The sequence below is a fragment of the Glutamicibacter sp. FR1 genome (genome assembly GCF_047300825.1).
GTDB classification, from domain to species: Bacteria; Actinomycetota; Actinomycetes; order Actinomycetales; family Micrococcaceae; genus Glutamicibacter; species Glutamicibacter nicotianae.
Genome location: NZ_CP178602.1, coordinates 3028544 through 3048025, shown reverse-complemented (window position 1 = coordinate 3048025; position 19482 = coordinate 3028544). Strand labels below are relative to the sequence as shown.

Here is a 19482-nt window from a genome sequence, read left to right as displayed (position 1 = left end):
CACCCACGATTCACATTCGTTCGTTATACTCTCAAATAACGAGAAAAGGTTTGGGGCGAGCATAGCTGCGGCCACAGCTCCTCAACGGAGAACGAAGCACCTATCTTCGGCCCGTCCCACCACTCCCACACTCTGAGGTATCCCTATGCGCAATCCATCTGCTCGCACCACTAAAATTGTCGGCTTCGCCGCGGCTCCCGTAGCCATCCTGCTAGCCGGCGCCATGGTGTGGCAGGCGTCCAACGCCGCTTTCACCGCCACCACTCGCAACTCCGGCAACTCTTGGGCCACCGGCCAGGTCGCACTGACCGACGATGACAAGGGCACCGCGGCGTTCACCGTCGATAAGCTTGTCCCAGGACAGAGCGGCACCAAGTGCATCGTCGTTACCTCAAACTCCACTGTTCCCGGCGAGGTGCGTTCCTACGTACAGAACCTCGCCACCTCAGCCGTAGGCTTGGAAAAGCACATCAAACTGAAAGTCGAGCGCGGCACCGGCGGAACATTCGACGACTGCGCCGGGTTCACCCCCATTGGTATCGCCCCGGAGGCCTACTCCCTCGAAGAACTCGCCACAGCAAACCAGGACTACGCCACCGGCGGCACAGCCACTGCGTGGGAGACTACGGGCACCGTCGGAGAATCGACCGTTTACCGTGGCACGTGGACTTTCGACGCTACAGGATTGAGCCAGCCGCAGCTCGACGCCCTGCAAGGTGCCCAAACCAGTATCGACCTGGTCTGGGAACTGCAGAGCGACGCGCCAGCCAACTAACTCCAACGCACTGAGTGGGCCATAGAAAACAACACCGAAAACCTGCAACACCCCGAATACCGGGGTGGGGCAGGCTACTTGGTTTTGCGCTAGCCGAAGGTTACCTCGTCGCCTTAGCCACTCTCGCCGCCATCGCTTTCGTCCCGGTGCTCTTTGGCTGGCACGCGACGATGGTCCAAACAGGCTCGATGGAACCACACATCAGTCCGGGCGATGTGGCTGTTGCCTCTCCTTGGGATGAGAACGATCCAGTACCCATGGGCGGCGTCGTACAGTATCGAAGCCCAGCAGCTGCCGAACCCGACGGGATTGAACGCCTACGCCTGCACCGCATCGTGGAAGCTAACGACGACGGAACATTTGTCACTGCCGGCGATGCGAATCACGATGTCGACAGCAGCTCACTGAAACGATCCCAGATTACTGGGCAAGCACGCATCTTGATCCCAATGATTGGGCTCCCTGGCTTCTGGTTGAACACAGGAAATTACGGTCCGTTGATTCTCTGGGGCCTAGTTACTTTAGCAGCCCTGATATTGGCTTTCAGAGGTCCCGGGCGCCACCCGGATACAAATGACGATTCCGAGGGGAAACCGGACCTACCCGAAGAAGAAGTGGCTGAAGAGCGTGTGGGTGTCACGGAAATTCTCTCGCCACGGCGTTTAGACCGGCGGACTGCGCTCACACTTATTGGCCTAGCCGCTGCGGGAAGCATCGTCGGTACCCAAGTACCAGTCTCGAGTGCGGCGTTCAGCACCAGAACCCGCACCAAGGCGAGCTGGTCCGTTGCGAAGTTGCCCGAACTCACACTGGGCAGAGCAGCCACGTACCTGCTCATGGCACATGAAAGCATTCAGCACAGCCCGACGCTGGGTGTCGGCACCACAATTTGGGGCAGTGTTGCCACGAGCCCGGGAACAAAAATTGAAGGATTCTGGCCCTGGGACATTACTGGAAGCACCGACCGCAATACCACCGGCGCACGCAACGCTAAAACAGACCTAATGGTTTTGTATGCAGCTCTGGACAAATATCCCGCGACTGCCATCCGAGACCCAGTGCTCTCGGGAACAATCAGACCAGGGGTGTACACGAGTTCCACCGGAAGCTTCACTATCAACGGCACGGTAACCCTTGATGGCCAGGGCGATCCCAACGCACGGTTCATTTTCCGCGCGAACACCATCACTTCCGCCAATGGAAGCACCGTTGTCTTCACACGAGGTACCAAAGCGGCCAACGTGTACTGGCGTAGCACCGGAGATATCACTCTTGGATCATCAAGCACTAACCGAGGCATCTACTTAGCCAACTCTCACGGTGTCATGCAGTCCCGCGCAGAACTATTCGGTTATCTCTACTCATGCACCAGCTCGCTGACGATAACGCGATCCACCATCCAGCCGGCGTAAAACCATAAATATTCAGGCTGGTGCTCTCAGCAGTTTCCGAGACACACTGCTTTGCAGCTAGTGGAGCAAAGAAACTCTCACTGACGACAGCGCGGGCAAGGAGAAAAGAATAGAGCGGGACATCAGCCAATCTCCGACTAGATGCCCCGCTCTATGAGAGGCTTGCAAGTACACTCCTATACCTACCATTTGATCATATCTTTGTTCAGCTGAGACCCACAACGCATCTAGAATCCGTTCAGGCAACACTCAGCTCCTAGTCGCACGCACACCTCTAGCGGACAATGCATTTCGTGCTCTCTGCTGACATCCAGCATCGCATAAGTCCAAATCTCAGCTCTTGAGCTACCCGGTGCGGTTACCTGCGCATGGGAAATGTCCGATGATTGAGCGGGTGAATCGGGATTGGAGAACGCCTTTGCTGCGCTCCACCCCGGCGACACGGGAGTTATTTCTGCTCTGACGCAACTCGGGGAGCTTGTCAGATTGTTTGTGTAAGCCCCTAGTCACATCCGTTATTCAGGGCTTCGTAACAATCAATTCAAATACGGCTCAATGCGCTCCGGGTCAGCCATCGCCAGCTGCTGCAAGGCTTGCTTCCAGCCGTTCGTTCCGGCCCCTTCCACCAGATGCGCTCCAGCGCCGGCCCGCGGGGTCCGGCCCTTCTTCTGCGCATCCTTGAAACGCTCCATCGCCCGCTTGTCCTCGATATTGCAGATCGCCAACCACAGCATCTTCACCGCCGCCGCATCGATAAGGAAATGGCCTCGGGACTTGGTGACCTTGCGCAACTGGTAGTTCATCGATTCGATCGCATTGGTCGTGTAAATGACCTTGCGCAGCTCCGGCGGGAACTCCAGGAACGGGGTGAACCGCTCCCACGCGTTGCGCCAGGTGGCCACCGCCGATGGATACTTCCTGCCCAGCTCGGATGCCTCGAAATCATCCAAGGATTTCAGCGCGGATTCGATGCTCGGAGCGGTGTAAATCGTCTTCAACTGCTTGCTGACCGCCCGACGATCCCCGTAGGAGACAAACCGGTTCGCCGCCCTAATCAGGTGCACCACGCAGGTCTGCACGGTTGCCCGCGCCCACGTCGCCTCGATCGCCTCCGGGAACCCGGTCAGCCCGTCGCAGCAAGCGATCAGGACATCCTTGACCCCGCGGTTGGCCAACTGCGCGCAGACCTGCGCCCAGAACTTCGCGCCTTCGTTTTCGGTGACCCAGATGCCCAGGACATGCTTGATGCCTTCCACGGTGACGCCGATGGCCATATGCGCGGCCTTGTTGCGCACCTGGTGCCCGTCGCGGACCTTGATGACAATCGCGTCCAGGTAGAGGATCGGGTAGAACTCCTCCAAAGGGCGTTCCTGCCAGGCCGCGACCTCGTCGAGCACTTCGTCGGTGATCTTGGAGATCGTGTCGTGGGACAGCTGGGTACCGACGGTAGTTTCCAAATGGTAGGCGATATCCCGGACGGTCATGCCTCCGGCGTAGAGGGAGATGATCATCTCGTCCAGGCCGCCGGTGCGGCGTGACCCTTTGGGCACCAGGGTCGGGGTGAAGGTGCCGGCACGATCCCTGGGGATCTGCAGGTCGATATCCCCGGCCACTGTGGACACGGTCTTCGGGTAGGAGCCGTTGCGGGAGTTCGGCGCGAACCGTCCTTGCCCGTCGCCTTTGTCGTAGCCCAGGTGGCTGCTCAGCTCGGATTTCAGGCCGCGTTCCAGGCCGGCGCGGATGATCTGCTGGATAAATCCGTCCTTGCCGTCGAGCTGGATCTCTCCGCGGTCGATGAATCCCATGAGTTCGTCGAAGGCTCCGGAGTCCTTGACGGCGTCCATGGAGCCGAGGGCTGCGATTTTCTCGGCGATGTCGGAGGCGTTTTCCATGCTCTGTTCGGCCTGGTCTCTCTGGATGGTCATAGCGTGTTTTTCCTAGTCTCTTTCTATCAATTGACTAGGGGTCTTACACAATCCATCTGACAGGCTCTCTGGTTGCCGGACGAGTTCCAGCATCTGCCCGGGTAGCTATCGGTCACCACGGAGATGCCCGGAAAGCTGTGCGGGCAGCCACCTCGGGGCTACCCGCACAGCTGTAGCAGGATCAAGCGGTGCGCACGCGCGCGTCCAGCCTGGTGTAAGCGATGTCGACCAGGATGTTCGCCACCGCGACGAACAAGCCGCCAAGCAACACCACGCCGATGATCACCGGGCGGTCCTGGGTCTGGACCGCCTGCACCGCCAGCGATCCGACACCGGCCAGGCCGAAGACCTGCTCGATCACGATCACTCCGCCGAGCATCACGCCGATGTCGATGCCCAACTGGGTGACCAGCGGGGTCATCGCGCTGCGGAAGGCATGCTTATAGACCACCGACGACTCGCGCACGCCCTTGGCGCGGGCGGTGCGGATGTAGTCCTCGCCGAGCACTTCAAGCATCTGTGCACGAGTCAGCCGGGCATAGACGGCGGCGGTGACCAGCGCCAGGGTGATCCAGGGCAGGACCAGGTGCCAGGCCCACTGCAGCGGATTTTGCCCTAGCTCGATGTACCCGCTGGGCGGGAAGAGCAGGAAACCGGCCTTGGCGGGCAGCGAGTACAGCGTGTAGAGCAGGATCATGCCCAGCACGAAGGTCGGGAAGCTGATGCCGGTCATCGCGAAGCTTTGCCCGATCCGGTCTCGCAGGCTGCCCGGTTTGCGAGCCGAGGCCACGCCCACCGGGATGCCGATCAGCAGCCAGAGCACCATCGCCCCGCCCACCAGGGACATGGTCACCGGCAGCCGGTCGAAGATCAGCTCGGTGACAGGCTGCTGGGAGCGGTAGGAGAATCCCAGGTCTCCTTGCAGCAGCCGGGAGGCGAAGTCGAGGTACTGCTGGTACAGCGGCTGGTTCAAGCCGAGGGTGTCGCGGATCTGCGCGAGCAGCTCCTCGGTGGCCTTGTCTCCGGCGATCGCCCGGGCCGGATCGCCCGGGGCCACGAAGAAGAGCAGGAAGACGAACAGGCTGAGCAGAAAGAGCACCAGCAGCCCGAAGCCCAGGCGCTTGAGAAGGAAGAAGAACATTTTTACTTGGCCTTTCTGCGGGTGCGCGGATCCAGTGCATCGCGCAGCCCGTCGCCCAGGACGTTGAACGCCAGGGTAGTGAACAGCAGCGCCAGGCCTGGGAAGAGCACCAGCCACCAGGCGGTCAGATAGATGGAGTTCCCAGAGGCCTCGGCCAACATGCCGCCCCAGCTGGCATCGGGTGGGACGATGCCCATGCCCAAAAATGACAGGGTCGCCTCGAAGACGATGGAGCTGGGGATCATCAGCGTGGCGTAGATGATGATCGGGGCCGCCAGGTTGGGCAGGATGTCGCGGAAGATGATGCCCCAGTGCCCGGCCCCCAAGCTCCGGGCCGCCTCCACGAATTCGCGTTGGCGCAGGGCGATGACCTGTCCGCGGATCACCCGGGCCAGTGAGGTCCAGGAGAAGAACACGATCACTCCCACGCTCAGCGGCAGGCTGGCGCCGAACACCGAAACCAGCGCCAGGGCGGCAAGCAGGAAAGGCACGGACATGACCAGGTCGATGCAGCGGCTGAGCACCGTATCCACCTTCCCGCCGAAGTACCCGGCGACCATGCCCACCATGATGCCGATGCTGGCCGCGGCGAGGGAAGCCACCACGCCGACGATCAGCGAGACCCTTGCGCCATAGGCCAGTCGCACCAGCACATCGCGGCCCAGCTGGTCAGCGCCCAGCCAGAATTCAGCGCCCGGACCCACCGGCACGCCGGCCGGGGTCAGCCCGGTCTCGCGGAACTGGTCATTGGCCGGGTGGCCGGTGATGGATGCCAGCAGCGGGGCGGCCAGTGCAAAGAGCACCAGCAGCACCAGGAAGCTGGCGGCGATCAGCGAGGCGCGGTCCTTGAGCAGGTAGTCGACGGTCATGCGCATCGAGCTGCGCTGTTTCACCTCCGGTGCGGCGGCGGCCGCGTCCGGAGAAAGTGTTGGTGCGCTCATTCTCAGCTCCTTGCGCTGGCGGCCAGCAGGGTCTTGGTGAAGTCGGTCTGCGGGTTTTCATAGAGCTGCTGCGCGCCGGCAAGCTCGATGATCTGCCCATGGTCCATCACGGCTACCCGGTCGGAGACGTGGCGCACCACCGACAGGTCGTGGGAAATGAAGATGTAGCTCAGCCCCAGCTCGCGCTGCAGGTCGGAGATCAGGTTCAAGATCTGCGCCTGCACCGACACGTCCAACGCTGAAACGGGCTCGTCGAAGAGCACCACCTTGGGTTTGAGTGCCAGGGCCCGGGCGATGCCGATGCGCTGGCGCTGCCCGCCGGAGAACTCAGAGGGGAAGCGGTTGTAATGCTCGGGGTTCAACCCCACCAGGTCCATCAGTTCGCGCACCCGGGACTTGAGCTGCTCGCCGCGCAGCTCCGTGTGGATCATGAAAGGGTCGGCAATGATCGAGCCCACTCGGCGCTTGGGGTTCAGCGAGCCGAAGGGGTCCTGGAAGACCATCTGCACCAGGTGCCGCGCCTGCTTCCAGGATTCGGTGTTCGGCGCTCCGAGCTGTTGGCCCTCGATCAGCACGCTGCCTTCCTGGGGCTGCAGCAGGCCCGCGATCACGCGGACCAGGGTGGATTTTCCGCAGCCTGATTCCCCCACGAGGCCCAGGGTTTCGCCTTCGTGCAGCTGCAGGTCAACGCCCTTGAGCACGTTCACCTGGCGCTTGTGCGGCCAGGAGCCTGCGCTGAAGGACAGCTTGATGCCCTGGACGCTGATGATCGGCGGCGTCCCCTCTTTTTGCCCGGCGCTGCGGGTCATGACAGGTTCGGGCGCAGCCAGCTCGGTGTCCGGGTGGAAGCAGGCGGCCAGCCGGCTAGGCCGGTGCTCTTCAAGCGGCGGCAGCGCGCCGCGGCACCGCTCGTCGGCCAGCTCGCAGCGCGGGGCGAAGGCGCAGCCCGTGGGCGGGGCCAGGAGGCTGGGCAGCGAACCGTCGATGGGCCGCAGCCGCTGGTCGGTATTGTGCACCGAAGGCGTGGCCGCCAGCAGCCGGGCGGTGTAGGGGTGCGAGGGACTGGCGAAGACCTCATCCGCAGCACCGAGTTCCATGCAGGTGCCCGCGTAGAGCACCATCATCTTGCTCGCCACCCGGGAAACCACCGACAGGTCGTGGGAAATCATGATCACCGTGGTTTTCAGCTCCCGCTGCATGGCCGCTAGCAGGTCCAGGATCTGGGCCTGCACCGTGGAATCCAATGCTGTGGTCGGCTCGTCGGCGATGATCAGCTCCGGTTCAAGCAGCAACGCCATGGCGATCATGATGCGCTGGCGCATGCCGCCGGAGAACTGGTGGGGGAAGCTGTCGGCGCGGCGTTCGGCGTCCTTGATGCCCACCTTGCGCATCATGGAGACCGCCTGGGAGCGGGCCTGGGAGGTGGACACCTTCTGATGGGTGGTGATCGCCTCAACCAGCTGCTGGCCCACGGTGTACTGCGGGTGCAGGGAAGAGAGCGGGTCTTGGAAGATCATGCTGATCTTCGCCCCGCGGATCCTGCGCAGCTCCTCGGCCGGCAGCCCGATCAGATCCCGCCCGTTGAACAGTGCCTGCCCGCTGAGCTTGGCCCCGGGCACCAGGCCCAGGATCGCCTGAACCAGTACTGATTTGCCGGAGCCTGATTCGCCGACGATCCCGAAGAAGTCGCCTGCCTCGACGTTGAAGCTGACATCGCGCACCACGTGCAGCGTGCCGTCCGCGGTAGGGAAGGAGACGCTGAGGTTCTTTACTTCAAGCAACGCCATGACTAATCCTGCAGCCAGACATTGGTCCAGTCGCCCTGGGTGGCCAGGGCGTAGGGCTGGAAGTTCTGCACGCGCTCGGAGTGGTAGAGTCGGGTGGTCGGGGCTGCCACCGGCACGATGATCGCATCGCCCATGACAATCTCATCCACCTGCGCCCACAGTTCCTGTGCCTTGGCGGCATCCGGTTCCTGGACCGCCTTGGCGGCCAGCTTGTCTGCTTCTTTGTTGTCGTAGTTGGTCAGGTTGTAGGTGCTTTCGGTACCGTTGTAGGTGAATAGCGGCTGGAACACGGAGCGGGCTGCGCCGCCTTGCCAGTCAGGGCTCCAGCCCATCGGGGCGATGTCCCACTTGCCCGACTTGGTGCCCTCGCGGTTAATCAGGAATTCGGTGTAGTAGTCGGTGGGGCTGACCGGGATGAGCTCGATCGTGATGCCGGCTTTCTCGTAGCCCGCCTGCAGGGTCTGGGCGATCTGCGGCTCGATGTCCTTGTTGCGGTACGGCATCTTCAAGGTGATGCCCTCCGGGTATCCTGCCTCTGCCAGCAGCTTCTTGGCCTTTTCCGGATCTCCCCGGTGCCCTTCGGTCGGGTAGAGGTCGAAGTCGTGGTAGCCCAGCACGCCCGGGCCGAAGATGCCGTTCTGCACCTTGGCCACCGCCTCGCCGCCCAGGGTCTGGACTACCGATGCCTTGTCGGTGGCGTACTGGATGGCTTCGCGGACTTTCTTGTCCGCCAGCGCGCCGTCGTTGCTCGGGGAATCCACGTTGATCCACAGGAACGGGTTGACCGAGCCGGCATCGATGGTGGAGAAGTTCGGGTCCTTGGCCGCCGCCAGCTGGGCCGCCACCGACGGGGCCAGACCGGTGTCGAATGACATATCAAGGGTGCCGGCCTGCAGCTGCTGGGTCACTGCATCGGCGCTCAGGCCCATGGTCATCTCGATGGAGTCCACATAGGCGTGGCGCAGGCTGTCGGTCTCCGGGTTCCACGCCTCGTTGCGCACCAGCTTCATCGACTTGTCAGCGGTGTACTCCTCGATTGTGTACGGTCCGGAGGCGACGAAGTTCTCGCGGTATTCGGGGGAGTCGGGCAGGTAGTCGAGCACTTCCTCAGGGGCCGGAGTGGCCGTTGCGAGGGTCAGCATGTAGATGAAGTCGCCTGCCGGTTCCTTGAGGTTGAACTCGACGGTGCGCTCATCCACCGCGCGCACGCCGGGCAGCTTGGCTGAGTTGATGTACTTGGCCATCGGCTCGGGCTTCGGATCGATCTTGGCGAAGCCTGCGCAGTATGCATCCATGCCGGTGAGCAGTGATTGGAAGTAGCCCAGCAGCGGGCTGGAGCGGTAGGGATTGCACAGGCGCTTGAAGCCGCGCACCACGTCTTCTGCGACGATCTGTCGGGCTCCGTCCGGTGCGTCCCAGTTCGCGCCTTCCTTGATGGTGAAGGTGTAGGTTTTGCCGTCATTGGTCGCTTCCGGGACTTCTTCAGCTAGGTCGGCCTTGACCTGGATGCGCGTGTTCTCATCGGTGGATGCTTCGTAGCTCAGAAGCTGGCGGTTGGTGGCGCGGATGAAGTTCTGGGTGGGCACATAGGAAGTCAGTGCCGGATCAAGGTGGTCGTTGTCGCCGTTGCTGCCGACCTTCAGGATTCCGCCTTTCTGGGCTTCGCCGGTAGGGGCCGAGCTGTTGCCCGAATCGAGGGCGCAGCCAGAGAGCAGGAGTGCCGAAGCGGCGAAGAGCGAGAGCGGAACCATAAGGCGTTTTTGCGGTGTCATTGGGTCCTCCAAGGGTGTGTGGGTTGGCTCACAAGTGGTGATCGAAATCCAGACTAGTGCCATTGCACTGTCACTGGGGGAGTTCTTTCAAAAATTGCACGGCGTAAACCTGACGTGCCTGACGGGGTGGCGACAATTGGTCAAAAACCATTGCAGAGCCCAACTGCCGCGGCCTAACGTTCAACCCCATGGGGCCGTGATGCGGATCGCAATCACGGAAGCAAGCAACAACGTGAAAAAATCGCGAAAGAGGAAAAATGCAAAGTTTGACCAAATCCGCGCCGCTGCGGCGAATCGCCGCAGCGGTCTCGATAGCGGCCCTGGGCCTGGGGCTGACCAGCGGCATCAGCCCGGCGCTGGCCGAGAAGCCGTCAACGGACAAGGGATCCGACAAGGGCGCCGCTACGGCTCCGAGCTTCGTGCTGGGAGAGTATTCTCCCGAGCTGGATCCGGTACTCGGCAAGGACGAGGCCCCGCGTCCGCTGGTGGACATGAAGCTGGTTGAAAAGAACCAGAAGGAAATCCAGAAGCTTGAAAAGAAGGCCAAGAAGAGCAGCGCCGGGCCGGAGTCTTCCGCCGGCGCCGCTGGGGCTGCCTGCAACCCGGGAGAGCTCGGGAACTTGAGCGGCTCGGCACTGGTCCAGGCGGTCAAGGCCGCGGACATGGAGTGCATCAACTCCCTGTTCAACGCCACCGGGAACACCGCCCGGGACCTGTTCAACCAGGCCGACATGCTCACCGTCGCCCAGGCGTTCAAGACCGACGCGCAGAACTTCAACGGCAGCAATTCCCAGTCGACCATGCAGCTGGTCTTGTTCCTCCGCGCCGGCTACTACGTGCAGTTCTACCAGTCCTCGACCGTGGGCAACTACGGCACGCAGCTGAAGTCAACCGTCGGCGATGCCCTGGAGCGGTTCTTTGCCAACCCCAAGTCCATGACGGTCAACGAGGACAGCGCCCAGGTGCTCTCCGAAGCTGTCACCCTGATCGATTCCTCGGAGAACAACGCCCGCTTCCTCGGCGTCCTGGTGGATCTGCTGGAAGACTTCAACGCGCAGCGCGAAGCAAGCTGGAACTTCCGCAACGCGACGAACAACGTGTTCACCGTGCTTTTCCGCGGACACCAGTTTGACGACTTCTCCGCAGCCGTCGTGGCCAACCCGCAGATCCTGACCACCCTGCACCAGTTTGCGGTGGAGAACATGGACCTGATGGGCGGCGACAGCGACTTCCTGGTCGCCAACGCCGGCCGCGAGCTGGCCCGCTTCCTGGGCGACAGCCAGCTGAAGGCGGCGGCCAAGCCGAAGGTGATCGACCTGCTCTCGCGCAGCTCGATGACCGGGGACACCGCGAAGCTCTATGTAGGCCTTGCCGACATGGTCGAATACTTCGATGCAAGCAACTGCTCGGACTACGGCACCTGCGATTTCTCCAGCACGCTGCGTGATACGGTGCTCAGCCAGGACCGCGATTGCAGCCCGAGCATCCGCTTCAACACCCAGTCGGTGAGCAACGCGGAATTCGATGAATCCTGCACCTCGCTCAAGGAGCAGGACGAGTACTTCTACGGTGCCGCCGCAACCCGGACCCCTGTGGCCAACGACCTGAACACCACGATCGACGTAGCGGTCTTCTCCTCCAGCAGCGACTACCAGACCTACGCAGGCGCCATCTTCGGCATCGACACGAACAACGGCGGCATGTACCTGGAAGGCGATCCAAGCCAGGCAGGCAACACCCCGACCTTCGTCGCCTACGAGGCCGAATGGATGCTGCCGACCTTCCACATCTGGAACCTGAACCACGAGTACACGCACTACCTCGACGGCCGCTTCAACATGCATGGCGACTTCGGGGCAGGACTGACGGTGCCGACGATCTGGTGGGTCGAGGGCTTCGCGGAATACGTGAACTACGGCTACCGCAACGAGGAGTACACCGCAGCCCACCAGCTGGCGGCGCAGAAGACCTACAAGCTCAGCGAGCTGTTCGACACCACCTACGAGAACAGCGACACGGACCGCATCTACCGCTGGGGCTACCTTGCGGTGAACTTCATGCTGAACAAGCACCCGCAAGAAACGCAGACCATCCTCGACTTCTACCGCCAGGGCAAGTGGCAGGAGTCCCGCAACTACCTGAAGAACTCCATCGGCACCATGTATGACGCCGAGTTCGCCAACTTCCTGGACACTTGTGCCGCCGGCGACTGCAAGCCACCGGCGCCAACCGATCCTGTCGACCCGGTGGAGCCAACCGACCCAGCTGAGCCAACCGACCCAGCTGAGCCTACCGATCCAACTGATCCGGAAGACTGCTCAGGAACCAGCGGCCAGACCTTGGCTTCGGGTTGCGCAGCGACGAACCTGTCGGGCAACAGCGATGACCTGAATTACTTCTACATCTACGTTCCCGAGGGAACCGAGGAGCTGGTGATCAACACCAGCGGCGGCACGGGGAACGCTGACCTGTTCTACAGCCCGTGGAACTGGGCCGGTCCGGACCACCACAACTACAGGTCCACCGAGTCCGGCAACAACGAATCGATTACCGTTCCGCACCCACCAGCCGGCTACAACTACATTTCGCTGAGCACCGATGGCGAATACTCGGGGGTGAGCCTGAAGGCAACTACCCGCTGATGAGCTGAAGAACGCCCCGGACCTGCGTGCACTGTCGCACAGGTCCGGGGCGTTCGGCTGCTTCAGTGTATCCGAGCCGGGGAAAATTATCGGCACCAGGACGGTGAACCGGATTTCCCTATCCACCGTCATTCAGGAACCTCCACACGACCGGCACTGATGAAACGCGGCAGAATCTGTGCGGACGCTCGGCTGCGCCGATGCGAGCACGAGGCGAACTGAAAATACCCAACCGGTTATTCGTAGTCAAAACACGTAAACAGCGTGTTGTGCACTATTCTTTCGAGAAGTCATGGAAAATTTTGCTGGTCCAGGGAAGACAGTGGCACAGATGCAGAACACCGCAGGGAAATCGGCAGTTCGCTGCCCGGGCTGGACGCTGGTCATGATGGCCCTGGCTCTTGCATCGCTGCTTGTGCTGGTTGACTGGAACGGTACAGGGGTGGCGAAACCACTGTGGATGTTTGCCTTTCCGCTGGCATTCGGCGCAGCAGGAGGCATTGTCGCGGCGGTGAAGAAAGCCCATGGGTGGGCTGCCGTCTCGGCAGGTTTCGGAATCATCCTGCTTCCGATCATGACTACGGCAATAACCCTATTCCAAGGTCCGTAATTCTCCAGTTTTGCCACTGGGCAGGACGCCAACAGCGGCCCGGCCATCATGGCCGAGCCGCTGTTTGAGTATGCGCCTGACTAGCAGTCCTAGCGCTGCAGCGGACCACCGAGTGCCTCCAGATTCTTCAGCAGACGGCGCAGCACCGACGGATCGTTGATCCCGTCGTGCTCATGCTCATTGGTCACCCATGCATGCAGATTGCCCACCTTTGACGCTGTATCCAGGGACAGGCCGGCATCCACGTACATGTCGTCGTGGTAGACGGCAGCTGCGACAGGCACCTGGTTGGCGGCCAGCTGTTCGCGGTCGTAGATCTTCCGGTGGGTACGGCGCACCGCCAGCTCCTTGACCGCAGGCAGGAAGGGCCGCAGCAGCTTGGTCTCATCGAAAGTACAGCGGAACATCATCTCCCCGGTGAACAGCAGCGGCTGTGCCTTGGTGGAGAACTCTGGATGCAGCTCCAGTTCGGCCTCGGCGGCGAAGCGAGCAGCCCCGTTGGCCCCGTCGCCGTAGATGTCTTCCTGCAGCACGGCGAACAGCGGGTTGGAAGCGAAGCTTGTGCGGTTCTGGACTTCCTGCAGCAGCGCATTGCTGATGTTCGTGCCGTCCCCGGAGAGTTCAAGAAGCCAGTGCAGACGCTCGAAGCCCGGCCCCATGCCGAAGTCGATGCCTAGCGACTGCAGCCGGCGCACGGTGAAGCGGTCGCCGTCCGGCAAGAAGTATTCGTCCTCGTTCAGCGTGCGGACAAGGTTTTCCACGCGGTGGCGGTCAGCCGGGTAGAGGTTGTAGAACTTCTCATTCTTGGCCCGCACCCGGGGGATGGTCCGCGCGTATACCGAGGCTGCACAAGGAGTAAGGCTGGGCAGCCCGCCAGTGATCAGGCAGCCTGCCAACGCCTCGGGGAAGAAGCTGAGATAGCTTAGCGTGAGGAACCCGCCGTAGCTCTGGCCCAGGGTGACCCATGGCTTGGAACCATAGCCGTGGATGCGGATGGCTTCAGCATCGCGGATGATCGAATCTGCGCGGAAGTTCTCAAGGTAGGCCGCGCCCGCCTCGCCTGAGTCGAAGCCCTCGATGACCTGCGTGGTCACCGGGGTGGAGGCGCCGGTGCCGCGCTGGTCCATGAGGATCACCCGGAAACGTTCCAACGCCACCGACAGCCAGCCGGAATCTCCGATGGGGCGCGGGCCTGCCCCGCCCGGGCCACCCTGCAGGTAGATCATCAGGGGCAATTCTTCATGCTGGCGGTGGGCTGCGACAACTTCGCGGTAGAACACGGTGATGTGTTCGCCCTCGGTGTGCTTCCAATCCAGCGGGACCTGCAACGAGTAGTCGCTCAAGTGCCTGCCTGCCACGGTGAAGCTGGCAATCAAGGTTGGTTTCATTTCATCCCTGCCAGCAAATCCAGCCCATCGATGCTGGCGGCTCCAGCCTGGATGACGGTGCGTGCCTTGGCTTCGGAGACGAGGTAGTCCAAGTTCTCGCGCGGATCCCCGTCGAGCACCAGCAGGTCGGCGATCTTCCCAGCAGCCAGTTGGCCGATCGAATCGTTGCCGATCAGCTGCGCATTGACCGAGGTGGCCGAACGCAGGACGTCGTCCACGGTGGAGGCGGCCGCCTGCAGGGCCAGGCCGTGCAGCTGTTCGTTGCCCAGCTCGCCCATCAAATCGCTGCCGAAGCCCACCTTGACCCCAGCATCCAGCGCATGGCGCACGGCTTGCTGCCCGCGTTCGAGCACGATCCGGTTCTTCTGCTGCGAGACCTCGGCCAGGCCCAGTTCTTCGCCGCGCAAGTCCATGGCAGCATAGGCGGCAAGGGTGGGGACCAGGAAAGCGTCGTGCTCTGCCATGAGCTTGGCGGTGTCTGCATCGAGCAGGTTGCCATGTTCGATGCTGCGCACCCCGTTTTGAACCGAGTGGCGGATGGCAGGCACCGAGTAGGCATGCGCACAGACGTAGGAGCCGCGGCGGGCCGCCTCGGAGGTGATGGTGCGGATTTCCTCGGGGGAGTACTGCGGAATTTCCAGCGGATCGGTCAGCGAGATAACCCCGCCGCTGGTCATGATCTTGATGGCGTGCGCCCCGGTGCGGAAGGCATCGCGCACGGCCACTCGCAGGGCATCACAGCCATCGACGATACGGCACATGTGCCCGTGGGTGAAGCAGGAGTCGAGGTGCGCTTCCCGCGGGTCGCCGTGGCCGCCGGTCTGGCTGAAAGCAGGCCCGGTGAAGTAGTAGCGCGGGGAGGCGAAGAGCTTCTCCTCGATGGCCCGGGCCAGGCCCAGGTCTCCGCCGGCCACATCGCGCACGGTGGTGAAGCCGCGGCGCAGCGCATCGGCCAGCCGGTGCGAACCTGCCAGCGCCGAATAGGACAGCGGACCCAGCTCGTTGTCCAATCCCTGCAGCGCCACCGCATAGGCGTGGAAGTGCGCGTCGATCAGCCCGGGCATCACGCAGCGCCCGGCCGCGTCGACGACCGTGCCCTCGCTCTGGGATCCAACGGCGGTGATCACGCCGTCGGCGACGGTGATATTGGTTGGGTTCTCGAGGAATACCCGGCCGTCGAAGACCAGCGCATCGGCTAAGGTGTATGTGCTCATGCGCTGGCTCCGCTCATTGCCTGATTCATCCAGTTCTGCAGGCCGGCGGCATCCAGCGGCAGCTCGGCAGAGAGGTTCTCATAGCCAGTCGCGGTGATCAGCAGGTCATCCTCGATGCGCACGCCCAGGCCGCGCAACTCCGGCGGAACCAGCTGGTCATGGGCGTGGAAGTAGAGCCCCGGCTCGACGGTGAGCACCATGTTCTCCTCAAGCGCCGCGCCCTGGTAGTCCTCGTATTGGGAGTGCGAGCAGTCGTGCACATCCAGGCCCAAATGGTGGCCCACGCCGCAGACCAGCCAGCGGCGGTGCTGCTGTCCGGTGGGGGACAGCGCCTCGTCCACGGAGACCGGCAGCAGATCCCAGTCGTGCAGACCCTGGGCGATGACCTCCATGCAGGCGAAGTGGAAGTCGCTGAAGGAATTGCCCGGGGCGAGGGTGGCAAGGCCTGCGCGGTGCGACTTCTCCACCAGGTCGTGCACTAAGCGCTGGGGCTCGGAGAAGGAGCCGGCCACCGGGAAGGTGCGGGTGACATCGGCGGTGTAGCAGGAGCGTTCCTCAACGCCCATGTCCAGCAGCAGCAGCTGGTCTTCGCTCACCGGTCCGTCGCAGCGGGTCCAGTGCAGGGTCGGTGCGTGGATGCCGGCGCCGATGATCGTGGCGTAGCCGGGCCCGTTGCCGTAGGTGCGGGCCACACGGTCGAAGGTGCCCTGCAGCCAGCGCTCGCCGCCCTCGGCGATGGACTGAGGGATGGCCGCCAGCACCTGGCGGAAGCCCTCCACGGTGTGGTCCACCGAGGCGCGCAGCTGGCCGATCTCCCAGGCGTCCTTGACCATGCGCAGCTGCGAGAGCACACGGCGCAGCACCGGCGAATCCTGCGCATTCAGCTTGGCCAGCTCGGAGGCCTTGGCGGAGCCTGCAGCGGCGAAAGTTCCTGCGCGCACAGCAGTTTCCAGCTCGGTGATGGAACGGACGGGAATGCCCAGGGCGGCGCTCCATTGAGCGGTGTTGTGGCTTGGGCCCACCCACAACTCACCATGGATGGCATTGGAGAAGAAGTCAGCGGTGCCAGGGGTGAATGGCACCGGCAGGAACAGCTCAAAATCGTGGCCGTGGCCGGTTGGATGACCCACCAGCACTGCGTCCTCGATCTGTGCGTTGATCAGGTAGATGAAGTCTGAGTGCGCACGGAACTCGTAGTAGCAGTCATTCGAACGCACCGGCGCGGAACCGGCAAAGACCATGATGCCCTGCCCTGTGAAAGCCGCCGAAAGCTTCTCGCGGTGGGCGGCCGCCGCTGCCGCAGCATCGGGGGCCACCGGGGCAGGCAGCTCGGGGGAGGCCCAGCCGGTGGCCATGAAGTCCACAAACGGCTGGCTCGATGCCAGACGCGGGATCGCGTTTTCGGTGGTGGTTGGTGCTGGCATGGACTTAGGCAGTTCAGCGCTCATTGACTAGATGCTCCTTTGACAACTCATCGTTGCATCTAGCTTTTCATGGTGGACAGCCCTGCGGTGTGCAAATACGTTGTCGTAAAACCGCCAAGTCGTTAACTGCGCCTAGTTGTCCACAATCAGGTGTTGGGCGCTGATGGCACCGAGCTGGAATCGGCTGGCCGCGCCGAAGTTGCGCTGCAGCGTCTGGATCTTGCGCTGGACCGTACGGACGCTCACACCCAGGGCGCGGGCCACCGACTCATCCTTCTGCCCGGCGGCCAACAGCCGCAGGATCTGAATTTCGTCATCCTCTAGGAAAGTACCGGATTCAAACTTGCGGTTGCTCACCTGCAGGGCGTTGTCCCAGACCTTGGCGAAGGTGTCGTTGATGAACTCTGCGAGCACCGGTGAAGACAGCTGGACCGCTAGGTAGTCCACCCCTGAGGCAGGGGTGGTGTGGATGATGAACTCTTCACGGTCGCGGATCAACAGCCTCGTGTTGAAGTTGGTGGAGACTCGGGCCTGTTCTCCCTGCCGCACCGATTCAAGCATGGCACGGGTGAGCTCTTGGCGCTCGAAGACCACTGGGTCGTAGACCACCCGGAAGCGGACTCCGCGCTTGAGCGCAGCAGGCTGCGAACGGGCCTGTGATTCGGCGTTCTCCGGCCGAGTGCCGCAGTCCAGTGCGTCGATGGAATGCACCGCACGGTCCTGGAAGGAATTGAAGGTTTCGACCAGATCGCTGCGCGAATAGATCAGCCGCAGGCTCAGCCCTTCGACCTGTTGGGCGCTGGGCAGCCCCGGGCTCGAATTCTGTCGAAGGTCATCAGCCAGCGACGCAAGCTGTTGGGAAAGCGAAAGCAGGGAATCAGCATCCATTAAACGCAGGTACCTCGATGATTAATTCGGCGGGCGGTGATGGTCATTTGATCATGGCATACAGCCAGTGCGCAGCCGTCCTAGATTGCACGGCACTTTCGCGCCAATGCTGTCGCAAAAGCGACGTGCCGCCCGGCTGTGCACAATCCGTTCCCGCAGAACTCCCAAGACCGGGTACGCGGGTGAGAGTGGAATTACATATCTACTACAACCAAGAGGAGTCGGCCATGACTGCTTTACCAGATCCCGTTGAGCACGAATGCCTGCCCTGCTATCTCTACAGGGTGTCGCTGGATAACAGCTGCCCGGGGCAGCTTGAGGCAGTGAAAAACTACAGGGACCACAATGCGCCACGTGCCACGGCGTTGGAACGCAAGATTATGCTTCTGGGCGGCTACTGCGACTGCGAGGTGCTGACCAATGCCTTCCGTCCCATCACCACTGCAGCTGCATTCACCATCGACGCCCGTGAAAATTTGGTCTGTAAAGGAGTACGCCGCGGCAGCATTCAACCCTGCGAACAGTGGGTGATGCGCCGCGGCGTACAGTGGGGCGGCGGACAATTCCGCCGGAGAAGTGCTTGAAAATCAGTCTTCGATGGTCTTGCTCTTCGGCCTGCGGGCCTTGAGCAGTTCGACACCGATGGGGATGACCGAAATGAGGACGATCAGGATGAAGATCAGGTCGATGTTCTCTTCGATCCAAGTGAACTGTCCCAGCCAATAGCCCAGCAGCGTGACGCCGATGCCCCACAGGGCAGCGCCGATCAGGTTGTAGATGACGAAGGTCTTGTGGTCCATCTTCGCAACGCCAGCGATTACCGGGACGAAGGTGCGGACAATCGGAACGAAGCGTGCCAGGATCACCGCGCGGCCGCCGAACTTCTCGAAGAACTCGTGGGCGCGCTCAACGTTCTTCTGCGAGAAGAAGCGGGAATCCGGCCTCTTGAAGACGGCAGGGCCGGATTTCTTGCCAATGATGTAACCGGTCTGGTCGCCAGCGAAGGCGCAGACGAAGATCGCGGCGCAGAAAAGCCACAGCGGGATATGGATAGTGCCGGTGGCGATGAGCATGCCGACGGTGAAGAGCATCGAATCGCCGGGTAGGAAGAATCCCACCAGCAAACCGGTCTCAGCGAAGACAATGGCGCACACCAGCAACAGTACCCATGGGCCAAGCGCAGGGTTGTTCAGGAAGACGGCAGGGTTCAACCAGTCGGGCAGGAATGCCGCGCCCATGGTCGGGGCCGCGTAATCGGTCACAAGGGAAAGAAACGAAGAATGATCTAGCACAGCAAAAATCCTACGGGAATACGCTGTGAGTTTCCCAGAGAGGAATCCGTAAAGCCTGATGGGGGATAACCCGACCACAAGGGCGGAAATTTCCAATTTGTTCGTTGACCCGGAGGATCATGGCATTTTCCAGGGCCTGCATACCGAGGCGAAGGCGCATCGCGCAGCGGCGAGTTGCCAAGCTCACAGCAGGTTTTCCAGCAATGATCAGCATAGTTGCGTCGAGCAACTGGTATTGGTCCATGACAACGGTCATGGGCAACCCATGACT

16 protein-coding genes are annotated in these 19482 nt (G+C 62.1%); 5 read left to right on the top strand and 11 right to left on the bottom strand.

Annotation, left to right across the window (positions count from 1 at the left end; genetic code table 11):
• Positions 1-145: 145 nt before the first annotated feature.
• Both ACLQ8T_RS14630 and ACLQ8T_RS14625 read left to right on the top strand, forming a co-directional pair.
• On the top strand, positions 146-775 hold the full coding sequence (locus tag ACLQ8T_RS14630; RefSeq protein WP_413455086.1) for a hypothetical protein: 630 nt from the start codon (positions 146-148) through the stop codon (positions 773-775).
• Positions 776-963: 188 nt separating this feature from the next.
• Positions 964-2187: an ice-binding family protein gene (locus ACLQ8T_RS14625; protein WP_413455085.1), complete on the top strand. Its 1224-nt coding sequence runs from the start codon at positions 964-966 to the stop codon at positions 2185-2187.
• 536 nt (positions 2188-2723) lie between these two features.
• Here ACLQ8T_RS14625 and ACLQ8T_RS14620 read toward each other — a convergent pair.
• The 5 genes from ACLQ8T_RS14620 to ACLQ8T_RS14600 all read right to left on the bottom strand — a co-directional run bounded on the left by ACLQ8T_RS14620 (position 2724) and on the right by ACLQ8T_RS14600 (position 9753).
• Positions 2724-4112 carry an IS256 family transposase gene (locus ACLQ8T_RS14620; protein WP_413455084.1) on the bottom strand — a complete coding sequence of 463 codons (1389 nt, stop codon included), beginning with the start codon at positions 4110-4112 and terminating at the stop codon, positions 2724-2726.
• Between the two features lie 181 nt (positions 4113-4293).
• Entirely contained in the window at positions 4294-5253 is a 960-nt protein-coding gene (locus ACLQ8T_RS14615) for an ABC transporter permease (RefSeq protein WP_413455083.1), read from the bottom strand.
• A gap of 2 nt (positions 5254-5255) precedes the next feature.
• Positions 5256-6194, bottom strand: coding sequence for an ABC transporter permease (locus ACLQ8T_RS14610; protein WP_204723071.1), 939 nt, complete (start codon positions 6192-6194; stop codon positions 5256-5258).
• Between the two features lie 2 nt (positions 6195-6196).
• A complete protein-coding gene (locus tag ACLQ8T_RS14605; protein ID WP_413455082.1) occupies positions 6197-7981 on the bottom strand; it encodes a dipeptide ABC transporter ATP-binding protein in 1785 nt (594 codons plus the stop codon).
• A gap of 2 nt (positions 7982-7983) precedes the next feature.
• Entirely contained in the window at positions 7984-9753 is a 1770-nt protein-coding gene (locus ACLQ8T_RS14600) for an ABC transporter substrate-binding protein (RefSeq protein ID WP_413455081.1), read from the bottom strand.
• Positions 9754-10010: 257 nt separating this feature from the next.
• Between ACLQ8T_RS14600 and ACLQ8T_RS14595 the strand changes: the two genes are divergently transcribed.
• The gene (locus ACLQ8T_RS14595; RefSeq protein ID WP_413455080.1) at positions 10011-12395 is read left to right on the top strand and encodes a M9 family metallopeptidase; all 2385 of its coding nucleotides are present in this window, start codon (positions 10011-10013) and stop codon (positions 12393-12395) included.
• 292 nt (positions 12396-12687) lie between these two features.
• Positions 12688-13005, top strand: a complete 318-nt coding sequence (locus ACLQ8T_RS14590) for a hypothetical protein (RefSeq protein WP_413455079.1) — start codon at positions 12688-12690, stop codon at positions 13003-13005.
• An 89-nt stretch (positions 13006-13094) separates the two neighbouring features.
• On the opposite strand, the gene ACLQ8T_RS14585 is transcribed toward ACLQ8T_RS14590, so the two are convergent.
• The 4 genes from ACLQ8T_RS14585 to ACLQ8T_RS14570 all read right to left on the bottom strand — a co-directional run bounded on the left by ACLQ8T_RS14585 (position 13095) and on the right by ACLQ8T_RS14570 (position 17919).
• Positions 13095-14393: an alpha/beta fold hydrolase gene (locus ACLQ8T_RS14585; RefSeq protein ID WP_413455078.1), complete on the bottom strand. Its 1299-nt coding sequence runs from the start codon at positions 14391-14393 to the stop codon at positions 13095-13097.
• On the bottom strand, positions 14390-15607 hold the full coding sequence (locus ACLQ8T_RS14580; RefSeq protein WP_413455077.1) for an amidohydrolase family protein: 1218 nt from the start codon (positions 15605-15607) through the stop codon (positions 14390-14392). Before ACLQ8T_RS14580 ends, ACLQ8T_RS14585 begins: the two co-directional genes overlap by 4 nt.
• Positions 15604-17055 carry an aminopeptidase P family protein gene (locus ACLQ8T_RS14575; protein ID WP_413455076.1) on the bottom strand — a complete coding sequence of 484 codons (1452 nt, stop codon included), beginning with the start codon at positions 17053-17055 and terminating at the stop codon, positions 15604-15606. Before ACLQ8T_RS14575 ends, ACLQ8T_RS14580 begins: the two co-directional genes overlap by 4 nt.
• 108 nt (positions 17056-17163) lie before the next feature.
• On the bottom strand, positions 17164-17919 hold the full coding sequence (locus ACLQ8T_RS14570; protein WP_204723065.1) for a helix-turn-helix transcriptional regulator: 756 nt from the start codon (positions 17917-17919) through the stop codon (positions 17164-17166).
• Between the two features lie 227 nt (positions 17920-18146).
• On the opposite strand from ACLQ8T_RS14570, the gene ACLQ8T_RS14565 reads away from it, so the two are divergent.
• Positions 18147-18503 carry a DUF2695 domain-containing protein gene (locus ACLQ8T_RS14565; RefSeq protein ID WP_204723064.1) on the top strand — a complete coding sequence of 119 codons (357 nt, stop codon included), beginning with the start codon at positions 18147-18149 and terminating at the stop codon, positions 18501-18503.
• 3 nt (positions 18504-18506) lie between these two features.
• On the opposite strand, the gene ACLQ8T_RS14560 is transcribed toward ACLQ8T_RS14565, so the two are convergent.
• Together ACLQ8T_RS14560 and ACLQ8T_RS14555 are read right to left on the bottom strand one after the other, a co-directional pair.
• Positions 18507-19181 (bottom strand): DedA family protein, encoded by a 675-nt coding sequence (locus ACLQ8T_RS14560; protein ID WP_413456417.1) that lies wholly within the window; start codon positions 19179-19181, stop codon positions 18507-18509.
• Between the two features lie 40 nt (positions 19182-19221).
• The gene (locus ACLQ8T_RS14555; RefSeq protein ID WP_413455075.1) at positions 19222-19467 is read right to left on the bottom strand and encodes a hypothetical protein; all 246 of its coding nucleotides are present in this window, start codon (positions 19465-19467) and stop codon (positions 19222-19224) included.
• Between the last annotated feature and the right edge of the window lie 15 nt (positions 19468-19482).